We start from the raw sequence: 14,762 nt of genomic DNA on the forward strand, positions 1-14,762 counted from the left end.
CAAGTCCACCAACGAGCGTGATGGTCCTTTCGCGGCGACCAGCCCTTGACAGTTCCGGCTACCGAAGGCGCCGAAGCTCGGGCCGTCTCGACGGGTGATTTGCCGCGCCATGGAAGCGGTCTGTGAGTGTCGCGGCTACCGCCATAAACGCCTGTCGCGTCTTATGATTCATCAACTCGAGCGAGATTTCCGAACCTTCTGCGAGATGACGATCGAAGGGGATTCCGTGCACCGCACGGACGTGCGAAAGAAAGTTGCTCGCGAACTTGCCAATATCCACGGGCACCGGACCCGGCCTCGGCGTGCTGATGACAATAATCGCGTCGGACACCAGATGGGAATAGCCGTGGTGTTTCAGCCAGTCCAGGGTAGCCAGAGCGCTGCGCGCGGCGTCCGCGGCGGGCGCGGCCACGATGACCAGAGCATCGGCCTCGTCCAGGATGCCCGCCATGGTCGAATGCACCAGACCTGTACCGCAATCGGTGAGAATGATGTTATAGAAGCGCTGCAACAGGTAGAGCGCGGTTCGGTACTCCGCCTCTGAAAAGCCCTCGGACACAGCAGGATCACGTTCTGAGGCCAAAATCTCGAGCCGACTCGACCCTTGCGAAGTATGCCGACGGATATCGGAGTAGCGAGAGATTTCCTTGTCCAACAGGAGGTCTCGAACGGTAGAGCGAGTCTCGATGTGACCGCGTTGAGCGAGCGTGCCGAAGTCGGGATTGGCATCGAATGCGATCACTCGGTCTCCGCGAAGCGCGGCAAAGGTGACTCCCAGCCCCACGGTGACGGTTGTCTTGCCGACGCCGCCTTTCATCGACAGAACTGCAATGCTGTAATCACCGGGAACCGGTCGATTGACCCGATCGATCAGGGCCTTCTCAAACATGTCTCGCTGCGATTCACCGGGGTTGATCGCTCCCCCGCTCGCTTGATGTACCAGTTTCCTCCACCCACGTTGCGGTGCTGGCCGTCGACGAATCAGACCCAGTTCGTCGTTGGTGGGCAGGTGCCCGCCGGGCTGCCAATCCGGCATTTACACCACCGTCCGATTAAAAGGTGTTGCGGTGTATGAGCATAACGCTGACGTGGAGGCTGTCATGGACTCAGACTCAATGCTCCTGCAACACCATTTAGTGCTGCTTTCATGTCAGTCAGGTCGATGCGCATCAGTTGCTGTTCATCGAGGCCTTCGAGATCCGCACCATAACTTTGGCTTAGCCGGTATTCGCGTTCCTCCTCGGCCGCCTCGATTACGTTGCGCACAAAGCGACCGTTGCCCGCCAAATCGATGTTCCGCCGAACCTTGCCGGCAGAGTCGACCGACTCCTCCTTATATAGCGCGGTGCACGCCGCGACGAGTTCGTCGTAGGCGGCCTCGGTCAATTCGGAATCCCTTGTCCGGGCGATCAGCCGGCCAATGTCACCCAGTTCGGCCGGGGTGTAGGACGCGAACCGGATGCGTTTGGTGAACCGGGACGCCAAGCCCTCGTTGGAGGCCAGGAAGCGGTCGATCTCCGCATCGTAGCCGGCGATGATGACCACCAGCCGATCGCGGTCGCTTTCCATCCTGGCTAGCAGCGTGTCCACGGCTTCCCGACCGAACGCGTCGCCCCCTGACAGGCCGGTCTGGATCAACGTGTAGGCCTCGTCGATGAACAGTACCCCGTCCATTGCCTGATCGATTAGCGCCGTGGTCTTGATGGCCGTGCTGCCCAAATGCTGGCCGACGAAGTCCTGCCGTTTGGCTTCAACTACCGCGGGTGTCTTCAAAAGACCTAGGCCACAATAGATTTGAGCCACGACCCGTGCGATGGTGGTCTTGCCCGTACCCGGCGGCCCGGTGAAGGCAAGGTGCAGACTCCGCGCGGCCGTGCTCAGCCCCTTGCCGCTGCGCACCTTAGCCACGGTCGCCGCGGAACGAAGCTTGCTCACCTGCAACTTCACGTCGGCCAGGCCGATTTGACGGTCCAGTTCGTTTTGCGCTTTGAGCAGATACTCGTTGCCGCGTTCGACGACGGCGTCATCGTCGGCCGCTGCGGTGTCCTGGGCGGTGCTCGGGTCCCACATGTCTGCACGCGAGTCGATCATCTCTTTGGTGGTGATTATCAACCGGTACTTCGGATCGTGCAGCGCAGTGGCATTGGCCTCGAAAGTCGGCTCTTCACTGTAAATCCGCTCGAAGATGGCCCGCGCCTCGGCTTCGTTGCCCATCTCGCGGAGCGTGAGGCCCTTGCAGAACTCCGCGGCCCGACGTGCAGCGGGGATTGGTCCCTCGATGGCCTGGTCGAGTCGGCGCAGACCCTCGGTGAACAGGCCCAACTGCGCGCAGGCCGATCCCACCATCAAATTCGCGCCCGCCGCTATGTATTCGTCGGCGAACGACGCCGAATTCGCCAGCGCGGTCAGTACATCGGGCCAGCGCTGAGTGGTGAAGTGCAAAACGCCGCGGATGTATGCGCAGATTTCCGAGGAGGACACGTCACCGGCCGGCATGCCCGTACGCTTTTTGTCGAGTTCGTCGAGGACTCGTTCGGCCTCGTCGTAGTCTTTTCCCTCGATCATGCTCGCCGCGTACGCGAGCCGAACCTCGGTCAGGTTGGCCAAGGCATAGTCGAGGTATAGGCCGGTCTGGAAACGGCCGCTGAGAACGCCAGCAGGCAAGCCTAATCGACGATGCTCGCGGAACAGCAGATCGCAGGTCCGGTAGAGGTGATAAATCACTTCACTGGTGGTTTCCCCTGCGGCCGCACGTCCCAACCAGGCGTCGCACATCTCGGGATCGCACTCGGTGGCATGCCGAAACGCCTGCGCCGCATAGCGAACGTCGCGATTGGTCTCGAGCCCGTCGATCGGAATACCGAGCGAGAGCACGCCTGCGTCGAAGAAGCGTTGAGCGTCTCTGGTGCCATTCATCCGTGTTTTCCCCATCGTCGATCGCCATCTCGGGCCGAGCCCGAGCGGAACGGACAACCTGAAAGCAACCACCGCCGAGCCTTGGCAGGAATTGGGGTGTCCTGTCGACGGCCGCCGGAAGTACAGTGGGACCGAAAATCCGTTGAGGAGAACCGCATGGGTGACCAATCAACGCTTCGGGGAGACGAACCCGTCGCGCCGTGGCCAGTTGTCTCCCGCGCCGCGGACATTTCGGTGATAACAACCGAGCGCGGACTACCGACCCAATTGAAGATCGGTACGTCCGAGATGTCGTGGGCGCCTGAGGATTTGGCGCAAGAAATCCTGTCGCTGTGCCAGTTGTCCGCGCTGCGCCTGCAGGTCGCGCGTCGACGTGAACTGCTGAAGCGCGGTTTCGGCCCGGCGGTGGTTCGTGGTCTGAATCTGGCCACCGAGGAGGCCTTGGCCGAAGCCGAGGAGGCGGCCCGCGGTGACGACGAGGGACCGCCCGAAACCTGGATGACCTCGCGGTGAGCGGTCTTGCCGACGCCGTGATCGCGCGCATGATGGAGCAGCGCGACCTGCTGCAGGCGTTGAATGAGCACTGCCAGTCCATCTCCGCCCGGGTGACGAGCCGCGACGGGTCGGTCTGCGTCGAGGCGGATGGCCTCGGCGCCATGACCGGGCTCTGGCTGCGCCCACAGGCACTGAAGCTGGGTCCGAAGGCACTGGCGCAGCTGATCATTGACACGGCCGAGGCGGCGGCACGGGTGTGCGTTGATCGCCAGAACTTCCTCATCACGGAGTTCAACCGCCGCATGGGCGCACTGGATGAGAAACCGTTGACCGGTGGGGCCGACACCCCGACCAGCCATTAGCGCCAAAACTGTTTGCAAGCCAGCCACCCCACGTTGTCCAGGTGCGATGTCCTGGTGCACCGCCCAGCAACTAAGACTAGCCAGATCGTGCACAAATGGATACACTGCGTATCACGATACAGTGCGTATCGCCAATGCGTCGATAGAACTGGCGGAAGGTGTCCACGATGGGCGACGTTACGAAAATTGTTCCGGAGGCTATAAGTGGATTTGCGGCCGCCAGCCATGCGGCGGGCGAGGCCGTTCGTAACGCCGCTTCGGCCGACGTGGGGGCTACGTTCGCCGCAGCTGCGGCCGCAATAGGACCGATCGGTGCGCCGCACTACCTCCCGGCCCTAGGGACGGCTCTGGCCAACCATGTCAATGCCGCTTTGGCCGTGGGCGACGCTTACCACGGGATCGGCCATGTTGCTAGCGGCACTTCGGCTGCGCATGTCGCCGCCGACAACGCCTGACGGCCACCGATGACAGGGTCATCGTCGCTTCAGGTCGACGCGACCGGGCAGCTGGCGGCCTCCATCCCCGGCTTCGATCCGACGGCGGTCATCGCCGCCGGCGACCAGCGACTGGCCGATTACCTGGCTATGCCGACCCAGCAGATCCTCGATCAACTGGGGCTGCGGGGGTCACACAATCCGGCCCTCGCCGCATCCACGTCGCCCGCGCCGGCGGCGGCCAACCCAGGCGGAGCGGCCAATCCGATGAATCCCGCCCCACTGATCAGTCCGGTCGTCAATGCCCTCAGCGCGCTGGGAAGCGGCATGAATCCCGCAAGCATGTTGCCCGGGATCTCCAACGCCCTCACCGGCACCGCCGGCCCATTGCAGCAGGCGTTGAGCGCCGTCCAGCAAGGCTGGCAGGGCGCATCGAACGTGGCAGCCGTGGCCAAGACGGGCACCGCGCTGGCGAATGGCGCCGAAGTCGCAACGCAGGCAACCGGCCTGCAGAACACCCTGACTGCCGCAGTGGCCGATGTCGCACAGGCCAGAGCCCGGCTGATCGCGATCATCCAGGAGTACATGGCGACGCTCGCGGCCATTGGGCCCAACATCATCTTCCCGTGGGGATGGGCGGCGGTCGTCGCGGCCGCGTCGCACGCCGTCACGCAGGCGGGTCAGGTCATGGGCGAGACGCAAGGATCCCTGGCCGCCCATGCGGCCGCGACCGCGGCGATCGGAGCCCCGGTCTCGGTGACGGCCGCGCCCGCGCTGGGTACCTCCGCGGCCGGGGCGTTGGGCTCACTGTCCTCGATGGCCGGTGGAACCAACTCGTTGAGCATGCTGTCACCGCTGATGTCTGCCGCCAGCATGGGAATCTCGCCGGCGCTGAGCGCCGCCCAGATGGCCGGGAGCGGCAGCTCTGCGGCTGCGGAGGGCGCCCAATCGGCAGCACTCGCCGGAACCACATCCGCTGATCCCAAGCCTGGGGCCGGCGGTGGCGCGCCCGGAGGCAAGGGCGGCGGCGCGATCGGGGCTCCGGTCTCGTCCGCTGGGGGCGGCGGTGCCGCTTCGGGCGCACTGGTATCGCGTCTCGCGGCACCAATGGCGCCGGCGGCTGCGGAGGCTACGACCACGGCAACCGCTGCCGGCGCGGTCCGCCCCGCGATGGTCGGCGGTTCTCTTGGCGGCGCCGGAATGATGGGCGCTCCCCTCGCGGGCGCCGGCCAAGCGGCCGGCAGCGGCGGATCACACAGCGCGGCATCGTTTTTGCACACCACCGACCAGGGCGGCAAGGTCGTCGGGAACCGAGACACGGTGGCCCCGCCGGTTATTGGTGAACTCGATCCGAACGACGTACCCGACATCGAATTACGAATCTAAGTAAGGAGCACGACATGAATCACGGCGAACTCTCGATTAGGCCAGGCGAGGTCACCGATGCAACCAGCCAGTTGGCCGAACTTGCCGACCGCGTGCGACGGGTGCTGGACAACGAGGCACTCAATCTCACGGTGGAGGCGCCCGGACGTGACGAGGTCTCCCAACGCGTGGCCTCGACGTTGAACCAGGTGCACAAGTCGTTCGGTATGGCGTCCGATCACGGCCAGCAACAGCTCCGCGATCTCTCGACGACCCTGCGGACGCACGCCGGCAATCTCGTCGCCGCCGACGAAGGCCAGGCAGTCTAGCAGCACCTGGTTGCGACGGAACGAACGAAAGGCTGGGCATGGGTTTTACCAATGTTGCGTGGGAGTCACGCAGCACTGCCCAACTGGCCCGTGACCTCACGGCCGGGCCGGGTCCCGCTTCAGTGGGCGGTGCCGGCGCTGCCTGGGTGCGGGTCGCCAACGAGTTCGCCGCCGTGTCAGCCGATTACGACAAGATGGTCGATCGGCTCAAGACCGCCTGGGAAAGCGAGGCCTCCACGGCGGCGGTGCGCAAGCTCGAAGAATTCGGCAAGTGGCTACAGGATATGAGCCTCGCCGCGGCGACCAATGGACAGCGCGCCGAGGAGGCCGCGGTGGCCAATACCGAAGCCGTGTTGGCAATGCCGACGGTCTCAGAGGCATTGGCAGCCAAGGACGCCCAGGACATGATGGCCTCGCTGGCCGCATACAACGGCGCAATTCTCAACGGCAAGTTCGCCGAATTCGATGAGGCGGCCCGGGCCGATCACGCCAACGCCGCGACCGTGATGCGGCAATACGAAGACGCGGTGACCGCCCTCGCCCAGCCGTGGGAGCAGCCGCATCTCGACGCGACGTCCCAGCACGGATCGTCGGCGGCCGAACGAGCGGGCGCGGACGGCGGCGGGGCGGCAGGTGCCGGCGGCAGCGGTGGGATAAGCGCCCCGCCCATGCCGTTGGCGGCCTGGACTGCTCCGGAGGTCAAATCCAGCGGCGGTCCACAGACCATGCAGCGCACCGGCTTTAGCGGAGGCCTCGCGGGCGCCGGCGGCATCGGGGGCATGGGAGCCGGGGGCTACGCACCGATGGCGGCGGGCGCCCGCGGCGACAGCAGGGAGTACGAATCGGCCCGGCCCGCTGGGACATTGGAAGGCGGCGGCGAGCAGTCCGCGGGCCTATCGGATGCGACGCAGTCCTGGCTGCCTACGGCCAGACACGACGATTCCGGGTTCACGGTGTCCAGCGTCAGCTGGGGACCGAACTCGGCGCTCTTCGACGAGCTGGTGACGCCCGAGGTGCCCGAGCCCGAAGGGTTCGCCGACGAGCCAGGGCGAACGCTCGAGCAGGTCTCGGACCGGTGGGTAGCACCACCGGTGATCGGTGACGAGCAGGTCCATCGATGAATGTCGCAGTGAGGGCAGAGTTTTCGCTCAGCGATGATGAATTGCAGGTCGCCGCGGCGCGTAGCGCTGCTGATGATTTCCCGACCGTGCTCTCAGTATGGCCACGCCACGGCACCATCGACGAACTCGACGCCGCATTTGAAGCTGCCACCCAGGCGCTGGTCGCGCGGGGGTTGATCACCGACGGCCTGGTGAGCTCAGATCTCGCCTCGCTGCTGTCGACGCTGTGCCGGCCCGATCGCGAACTGGCCATGCGAGTGGTCACCCCAGACGGCATCTCGCGAGTGTCGATGGCGCGGCGGGGCTCACAGGGTGTGCTCGCACGACGGGTGGGCGACCAGTTCATGCTGCGCGCCACTGAGAATGGCATCGAATTAGACAGGGCGACACAGCAACTCGTGGCCGAGCTGCCGCGCGCGGAAGCCGCACGACTCGATCCGGTGGGCGCACCACTGGACGCGATGACTGAATGCCTCAACGATAGTCACGACCCACTTCACCTGGCCGACCGGGTTCGGGCGTTGGGCGCGGAGCCGCGCTCCGCGATGATGCTGGGCTCGGCGCTGGCGTCGCGCGTAGCGTTCGCCGAAATCGTCTACCACCCGCTGTCCCGTGACGAGGACCGCATTTCGCGGTGTCCCGTCGCGATCGCGGTGTTCTACACCAAACGGGGCCGGATTGTCGCGGCGCCCTCCGCTTCTCCGAGCGGAGAGCTGTGGATCACGCTCAAGGCGGGATCCGAACACGCGATCGCCCAGGCGATCGGCCAGTTGATCGGGCTATCCATCGAAAGATGGGAGGACGCCTAGATCCTCAAGGAACGCAACACAATAACCACAAGTTTCGGATATTCAGAGGTAACCAACAGGAAAGAGAGGCAGACGAATGACAACAACCAGTCTGACCCACGCGGAAGCTCAGGCGAAGATCAAACAAATCGATCAAGCGATGGGCGACGCCTTGGTGCTCAAAAACAAGATGGAGAACATCACCCTCCACATGACCTCCAGCTCATGGCAGGGTAACCAGGCGCGCACGTTCGCCACCAAAATGCAGGGGTATAACGACGATTTCAATGCCATCATCAATCAGTTGTCGAATGTCGCCGAAACCGGCAAGAGCAACATGATGACGCTGGTCAACCACGACTCCCACTAGAAAGGCAGGACAAATGTCTGACATCCTCTACCAATACGACGCGAACTACGCAGCACTCGACGACATCGGGCAGGCCCTCAACAACGTAGAGCATTTGCGTGGGGACATCGCTCAGGTGTTCGGTGCCCTGACCGATGTCTACACCGGTGAGGCCGCGAATGCGCTGCAAGCCGCCCAACTGCGGCTCTCACAGCAGCTGGACGAGCTCGTCTTGGACATGCAGGCTCTCAAGAACGCAGGCGTCCAGCAGCAGATCGACACAGCGGCGTTGGACCACCAGCTGGCCGGAGGCTTCTGAGCAGTGAACGGGTCCGGGCTTGGCGGGCCGGCAACCCCGGACCCAATTGCTTGAGCTCGTCACGTCGAAAGGAACACCATGACTACCCCGACGAACCCCGACCCGTCGGCCGGTGATCTGAGCACCCTGATGCAACAGCTCGGCCAGTCCGGCGATGTATCTGACATGCGGCTCTCGGAGAGCGCACGCCAGGCCTACACGGGAGCCCTCACCGATTACCAGAACACGTTGAGCGCTCTGCGCGATAAGGCCGCTGGGCTGGTGGATTACGGCGCCGTTGGAGACCCTACAAAGCTCTGGTCGGCAAATGAAACTCGGGGCAACCAGATAGATAACGCCGCGATCTTAGCCGCGGGGCTGGACGACCTCATTAAACTCGTAGCAAATACCGTGGACGCGTGGAACGCCGGGTTCAACCGAATGATCGCCGAAGACAAGGCCAGTTGAGCGGGTAGAAAGCGGGTTAGTTATGTGCGGCGACAGCATCTTCAATCCTTTTGCAAATCCTATGGATAGCCCAAATCCTCGATTTGTTGACTCTCCGAATGTTCATCCGGGTGACGGCCCACTTGCTGATTTCGTTCACAAGCCTGTGCAGTATACGGACCCCGCCGGGCCGGATACCCCACTACTCGATCAGCTGACAAAAGTCACCGACCACAAAATGCCCAAGAGCATTGCGTTTGAGGACTTGGGCGGAATGACGTTTAAGGAAGCCTGCGATATCTTTACGGGCGTAAGTGACAACGTGGCGGGCGGAATACCCGCTGGCTACAATGATGTGGCGAAAGGCCTGACCTTAGCCATTGAAGGCAGCGACGGCTTACGCTACAGCCTGGAAAAGCTGGACAATGGATCGGACTCATGGAAAGGACAATTTCACGACCAGGCAATGGCTTACATTCGCCAGCTATACGCGATATCCGCCGCGATCGCCACGACCGCGACCAACCTAGGCACGCTCGCTGGCGCGTTCTCCAAAACCATGGCCGTCACGAAGAACGATATATTATCGAACGAGGCAGGATATCACGCAAACCTCCAAGCCGCCCCTGAACAAGCTAACAACATCAACCAGGCCTATGACAGTTTCGCACAAAAGGTCCTGACGACGGTTTATAAGCCGAAGATAAATGATATCGCCAGTAACAACCCTGACTTCAATTTCGGGTCGCTGTCCGCGGCTAACGTCCCAACTAACATTCCGACTAATGTCCCCACTAACGTTCCGACTAATGTCCCGGCAGGATTAAGCAGCGCGGCCAGCGGCCCGGGACGTGGCCTCGGGGGGGCAGTTAACGTACCCAGCGCACCGGCGATGTCGAATCTGGCAAATCAGGCGAGCGCGCCGGTCACCCCACAAACCGCGACCGCATCACAAGTCCCGGCGGATCTTTCCGGCGCGGCGGCTTCGCCGAACTCGGCCCTCTCGGGACTGAATGGCCTTGACGCACTGGCCAACCCGCTGCAGTCCCTCGCCTCACCGCTGCAGTCCGCGCTCGGCCAGGCCATGGGCGCGGCCCAGCGGGGCAACATGGGCGCGCTCGGCGGGATGCCCAAACTGCCCGAGGGCAAACTGGGCTTGGGACCCGGGGGCCTCAAGGGTGGCGCGGGCGCAGGGGGCGGCGGCGCCGGACTGCGTGGCGCGTTGGCCGGCAAACCCGCCGGCGCCCCGGCCATCGCGGCCGGCTCCGCGTCCAGCCGTGTCGCACCTGCGGGCTTCCGGTCGGGTCTCGGTGGGGCGACCGGCGCGGGCGCTATGGGCGCTCCCGGCGCTGGCGCACCCGCGGCCGGTCACCAGGGACCTGGCGCCGGTGGCGTGCACCAGCCCAGTAAAGCGTTGCGGCGCAAGAAGAATGGCGAGGAACTCGTCGGCGACGCTCAGGCGGTGGTGGCCGTGCTCGGCGAGCCCGCGCGAACAGAAGCCGCCAAACCCCCTGACGCCACCTGACCGTGGCCTTCCTCGAGTCCGTGGGTCTGCTGTTGCCCGCGTCGAGGCCCACCAGCCCGCAGGAGGTGGCGTCCGCGCCGGCCTGGCGGGGGGTTCGCGAATTGCCCAACGGGTCCCCCGCGGACATGGCGATACAGGTCGGGAGGGCCGCGCTCGCGGCCGCCGCCTCGGAGCCGTCCGACATCGAGTGGGTAATCCACTGTGGCTCCGGCTATCAGGGCGGCGCGGGTTGGCCGGTGCATCATCACATCCAAGACGGCATCGTCGGACGGCACGGCACGGCGTTCGAGCTGCGCCAGTACTGCGCGGGCGGGCTCACCTCGTGGGTGATCGCCGACCAACTGGCATCCTCCGGCAGCACCGTGATGTGCACCGGCGCCGACAATTGGTCCTGGGACGATCGCTTCGCGATCTCCAGATCTCTTGGCGGCCCGCCACTTTCCGATGTCGCGCACGCCACGGTCATTTCGCCGCGCGCCGGGTTCGCGAAGCTCTTGAGCACCGCCACCGCGAGCTGCCCCGAACAGTCCGGCCCGTGGCGGACTCGCCAAGCCCATTGGGAGCACGCCGGCCGGAGCGACTTCCAGGCGGCCTTTTCCCGCGCCGTCAGTAATCGAACGCCAGACGCCAACCATGATTCGTTTCGGATGATGGTCGACGCGGTGACGGCCGCGCTGACCGAAGCCCACCTCAGTCCCCAATATGTGACCCATTTCGTCCCGCACAGCTCCTCGCGCAGCGGCGAGCCGTTCCGGTCGGTTGCGAAGGCCATCGGCTTGCCCTGGGCGGAATCGCTGCACCAGAGCAGTCTCGGCGGTGGCGACCTCCATGTGAGCACCGAGGTAGCCGGACTGCTCGAGCTCGCGAACTCCGGTGAATTACAAACGGATTCAATCGTTGTCATGCTGGGAACCACCTATTCACTCGCCGCTACCGCGGTGGTAGTGCGCATCATCCGGCCGCCCGCCGTGTCCGTCGACGGCGTTATCCAGATCGCCGCATGAGCACCACAGATCTTCGGGAAGTCGGCAGCATCGACCTGCTCGACCTCGACATCATCAGCAGGTTCTACGGCCGAGAGTTCCTGCCCCATCCGTTTATGTTCACGCAGCCGTCCAGGTTCTCGTGGGATCACGAATATGTTGAGTACGCAAAATCCGTGCCGGATCGCTTCAACAATGGCGATCTGCGCCTCTTCCAGGAGTGTGCAGGGTCGTATGCCTACGCCGACATCCGGGTGGAGTGCCACGTCCAAGCCATTCCCGCCGACGCGCCGAGCATCCGGGTGGTCGGCTTCCGGTTCGATCAAATGGGCTTTCTGGCCAAGCAAAGATCCGACGAAGATGTTGTCGACGTCTACGAACTGTCTCCCTACCTGCTGGGGCCGGCGGTCGCCGAGTCGGCCGGTTTGGACAAGCCGGGCCGCCGAACCGCGATCGTCATTCCCGAGTATGTGCGTTCCTCCGGCAGTACGAGTGCCTCAGAAGACCTCACCATTCACCAAACGATAGAGAGCGAACCGACTGCCACCAAGGTGCCCCGCGCCGACGTGACGGCTTTCGCTACCGTGCAATCCCACTGGCGTCCAACGAGGCAATGGGGGCTCGATCGTGGCAAACACTTCGCCGTGTGGGTTCGAATCAAGGATGATGGCGACTACCTCTACAAGCCTGATTTCAGCGAAGCCAACCCCGTGACCGCATCGGTGCTGGCGGAACGAATCGACCGGCTGATATCCGAAGACATCAAGGCACTACGGCAGTTTCGCGGCGGCTAACAGGGTATTGCGGCGCACGGTTGCCCGTGCGATGATACACTATGTATCACCACAGCCATTGGCCCGATGAAAGATCGTTGCAGCATGGGTCTGATTGCAGGCAGGCGCGTCGATGCCGATTCGGCCAGGGGCCGGTCGGCCGATGAATGCGGGTGCAGCCGTGCCCAAAATTGATACTTCCGCTCTGATATCAGGTTTTTGCGAGGACCGCGCGGTTAATCCTGCAACTCAGCGCGCCGAGGACGCCACTATTGCATGGTTGTGGCGGATCGGCTTTCTTACCACGCCGCGACAGGAGGCGCATCTGCGCTCTTTCGAGTTCGGCCTTTATCACGGCATAGCCACGCCGGACGTGGAACACGAGCGGCTGGTTCTCGGATTGATGTGGTTCTGTTGGGGTTCGCTGGCCGACGATCAGTACGACAACTATGACTGGGGTGAGCGCGGACAGCGTTTGGGCGGCGTTATCCGTGCGATGCAGGCGATCATCGACGGCTGGTGTTCGCCCCGCGTCGAGTTGTCCAATCCGGTGATCGCCGGTTTCGCCGATTTCTGGCCTCAGCTGACCGCGGGACTGTCCGAACGTGGTCGACGGCGGATCACCAAACACTTCATGGATTACATGCATGGGGTGGCTTTCCAGAATACCTACCATGCGGCCGAGCGGGTCCCCGATATGGCGACATTCTTGACGATGCGCCGCCACACCATCGCGATGATTTTCCAAGCCGACGTTCTCGCGGTCGTCAGTTCACTGCAGATCCCGGAGGTGTTGTGGGACAGCTATTTATTCCGCGAGCTCGTTTCGTGTTTCGCCGATATTACCGCCTGGCACAACGATGTCTACGGACTGGAGAAAGACATCGCCGACGGCCAGACCTGCAATGTGGTACGCGTGGTCGCGGCCAGCGAGAGCTGCAGTCTGGACCAGGCAGTAGACCGCGTGCTGCACCGGGCCCGCCAACGCCAGCGGCTCCTAGTCGAGTTGCAGACCCAGCTGCCCGAACTCGCTCGTCTACTCGAACTGCCGCCGGCAGCGGCAGATCAAGCCGGCCAACTGGCGTGGGCGCTGCGCCGCTACGCCTACGCAAATCTGGTGTGGATCGATAAAACTCATCGCTACGATTTGGATCGTCCACGAATCCGCGGCACCTTCAATGACGTCATCACCTCATCGGCGTATGCAGAGCATTGATGGACGAGCTCAGTTCGATTCCCATTGCTCCGGGCCGGCTGCCGCTGCTGGGTCATGTTGTAGCTTTGGCGCGCAATCCTTTTCAATTTCTCGGATCGTTGCAGACGGTTGGCGATATCGTCCGCGTCGACCTGGGCAATTGGCCCGTGTACATGCTGACGACTCCACAGTTGGTACGCGAGGCATTGGTCACGCGCTCTGGCATCCTGGCGAGAGGCCGCATCTACGACCGCGCGCGGGTGCTGTTCGGCAGCGGCCTGGCGACGTCCGAAGGCTCATTTCACCGGCAACAACGGCGGCTTGTTCAACCGGCGTTTCACCACCAGCGCATAGCGCGCTATGCCGAGGCAATGCGCCGCCATACCGATGAACTCATCGCTTCGTGGGAATCAGGCCAACAGATTGCAGTTGATCGGGCGATGCACGAGCTGACCCTTCGGATCGTGGCAGACGCATTGTTCTCGGTCGATGTCAACTCGACCAATATCGCAGAGGTGCAGCATCATGTGCCGACCATCATGGGAGGCATCGCCGCCCGGATGCTCACTCCGCGATGCCTGGACCGCTGGCCGATCCCATCGAACGTGCGATTCGATGCGGCCTCGGCACGGTTGCGCCAGCTTGTCATGGAGTTGATAGCTCTTCGTCGCCAGTCGAATCTCGAACGCGAAGACCTTCTTTCGATGCTGCTGGCGGCCCGCGACACCGTCAGCGGCAAAAAGCTGACTGACAAGCAGGTGTGCGACGAAGTTATTTCGCTGCTGATCGCCGGTACCGAAACCCCCGCCAACACACTGGCCTGGACATTCCACGAGTTAGCAGGTCATCCCGAAGTCGAACTGCGACTGCATGCCGAGGTCGACGCGCTCGGCAAGGACTCGCCGATCAATACCGACACGATCGGCAAGCTGGAGTACACCGGCCGAGTCCTCAACGAGGTACTGCGGCTTCATCCGGTTCTGATGTTCACTCGGCGCGCGACGGTGAAAACCCAGATCGGTGGCCGGCATATCCCGGCGGGTACCGAAATCGCTTACAGCCCATATGCGCTTCACCGCGACCCCGGCGTGTACCGGGAACCGGCCCGATTCGACCCGGACCGTTGGCTGCCCGGAAACGCCGTAAGTTTGACTCCGCGAATGTTTAATCCGTTCGGAGCCGGCCAGCACAAATGCATCGGTGACTCCTTTGCCTGGACTGAAATGAACATCGTGGTAGCCACCGTCGCCCGCCGCTGGCGACTACGCCCGGTCGAAGGACATTCCGTCAGACAGGTCATTGCAGAGGTGCCCCGCCCGAACGCGCTGCCAATGATTTCGCTCGCGAGAACGGGACTCGTTTGACCCCGAATTCAGGAGTCG

General features: G+C 63.4%; 16 protein-coding genes and 1 pseudogene. 15 read left to right on the top strand and 2 right to left on the bottom strand.

Annotated features, from left to right (window positions below; translation table 11 throughout):
* Nucleotides 1–58: 58 nt before the first annotated feature.
* Nucleotides 59–1,033: pseudogene (locus A5736_RS22605) on the bottom strand (AAA family ATPase); the annotation flags it as partial.
* A 65-nt stretch (nt 1,034–1,098) separates the two neighbouring features.
* On the bottom strand, nt 1,099–2,916 hold the full coding sequence (gene eccA / locus A5736_RS22610) for a type VII secretion AAA-ATPase EccA (RefSeq protein WP_076248694.1): 1,818 nt from the start codon (nt 2,914–2,916) through the stop codon (nt 1,099–1,101).
* Nucleotides 2,917–3,072: 156 nt separating this feature from the next.
* On the opposite strand from eccA, the gene A5736_RS22615 reads away from it, so the two are divergent.
* The 15 genes from A5736_RS22615 to A5736_RS22685 all read left to right on the top strand — a co-directional run bounded on the left by A5736_RS22615 (nt 3,073) and on the right by A5736_RS22685 (nt 14,744).
* Nucleotides 3,073–3,429 (top strand): hypothetical protein, encoded by a 357-nt coding sequence (locus A5736_RS22615; RefSeq protein ID WP_083667671.1) that lies wholly within the window; start codon nt 3,073–3,075, stop codon nt 3,427–3,429.
* The gene (locus A5736_RS22620; RefSeq protein WP_076248697.1) at nt 3,426–3,773 is read left to right on the top strand and encodes a YbaB/EbfC family nucleoid-associated protein; all 348 of its coding nucleotides are present in this window, start codon (nt 3,426–3,428) and stop codon (nt 3,771–3,773) included. The genes A5736_RS22615 and A5736_RS22620 overlap by 4 nt, the downstream gene beginning before the upstream one ends.
* A gap of 167 nt (nt 3,774–3,940) precedes the next feature.
* Nucleotides 3,941–4,228, top strand: coding sequence for a hypothetical protein (locus tag A5736_RS22625; protein WP_076248699.1), 288 nt, complete (start codon nt 3,941–3,943; stop codon nt 4,226–4,228).
* 9 nt (nt 4,229–4,237) lie between these two features.
* A complete protein-coding gene (locus A5736_RS22630) occupies nt 4,238–5,593 on the top strand; it encodes a hypothetical protein (protein WP_076248701.1) in 1,356 nt (451 codons plus the stop codon).
* Nucleotides 5,594–5,607: 14 nt separating this feature from the next.
* Complete coding sequence (locus A5736_RS22635; RefSeq protein WP_076248703.1) at nt 5,608–5,901, top strand: PE family protein; 294 nt, start codon at nt 5,608–5,610, stop codon at nt 5,899–5,901.
* A 38-nt stretch (nt 5,902–5,939) separates the two neighbouring features.
* Nucleotides 5,940–7,022, top strand: coding sequence for a PPE domain-containing protein (locus A5736_RS22640; protein WP_076248706.1), 1,083 nt, complete (start codon nt 5,940–5,942; stop codon nt 7,020–7,022).
* Nucleotides 7,019–7,831: an ESX secretion-associated protein EspG gene (locus tag A5736_RS22645; protein ID WP_076248708.1), complete on the top strand. Its 813-nt coding sequence runs from the start codon at nt 7,019–7,021 to the stop codon at nt 7,829–7,831. The genes A5736_RS22640 and A5736_RS22645 overlap by 4 nt, the downstream gene beginning before the upstream one ends.
* Nucleotides 7,832–7,907: 76 nt before the next feature.
* Complete coding sequence (locus A5736_RS22650; RefSeq protein ID WP_076248710.1) at nt 7,908–8,180, top strand: hypothetical protein; 273 nt, start codon at nt 7,908–7,910, stop codon at nt 8,178–8,180.
* A 13-nt stretch (nt 8,181–8,193) separates the two neighbouring features.
* Nucleotides 8,194–8,478, top strand: coding sequence for a hypothetical protein (locus tag A5736_RS22655; protein WP_076248712.1), 285 nt, complete (start codon nt 8,194–8,196; stop codon nt 8,476–8,478).
* Nucleotides 8,479–8,556: 78 nt separating this feature from the next.
* Nucleotides 8,557–8,925 (top strand): hypothetical protein, encoded by a 369-nt coding sequence (locus A5736_RS22660; protein ID WP_076248714.1) that lies wholly within the window; start codon nt 8,557–8,559, stop codon nt 8,923–8,925.
* A 22-nt stretch (nt 8,926–8,947) separates the two neighbouring features.
* Nucleotides 8,948–10,429: a hypothetical protein gene (locus tag A5736_RS26155; RefSeq protein ID WP_139333521.1), complete on the top strand. Its 1,482-nt coding sequence runs from the start codon at nt 8,948–8,950 to the stop codon at nt 10,427–10,429.
* A gap of 2 nt (nt 10,430–10,431) precedes the next feature.
* Entirely contained in the window at nt 10,432–11,433 is a 1,002-nt protein-coding gene (locus A5736_RS22670; protein ID WP_076248717.1) for a hypothetical protein, read from the top strand.
* Nucleotides 11,430–12,206 carry a hypothetical protein gene (locus tag A5736_RS22675; protein WP_076248719.1) on the top strand — a complete coding sequence of 259 codons (777 nt, stop codon included), beginning with the start codon at nt 11,430–11,432 and terminating at the stop codon, nt 12,204–12,206. Before A5736_RS22670 ends, A5736_RS22675 begins: the two co-directional genes overlap by 4 nt.
* Before the next feature lie 160 nt (nt 12,207–12,366).
* Nucleotides 12,367–13,401, top strand: coding sequence for a terpene synthase family protein (locus A5736_RS26490; RefSeq protein WP_175611365.1), 1,035 nt, complete (start codon nt 12,367–12,369; stop codon nt 13,399–13,401).
* Entirely contained in the window at nt 13,401–14,744 is a 1,344-nt protein-coding gene (locus A5736_RS22685) for a cytochrome P450 (RefSeq protein ID WP_076248722.1), read from the top strand. Before A5736_RS26490 ends, A5736_RS22685 begins: the two co-directional genes overlap by 1 nt.
* Nucleotides 14,745–14,762 lie beyond the last annotated feature (18 nt).

Source organism: Mycobacterium sp. SP-6446, from assembly GCF_001954045.1.
In the GTDB taxonomy this organism is placed as follows: Bacteria; Actinomycetota; Actinomycetes; order Mycobacteriales; family Mycobacteriaceae; genus Mycobacterium.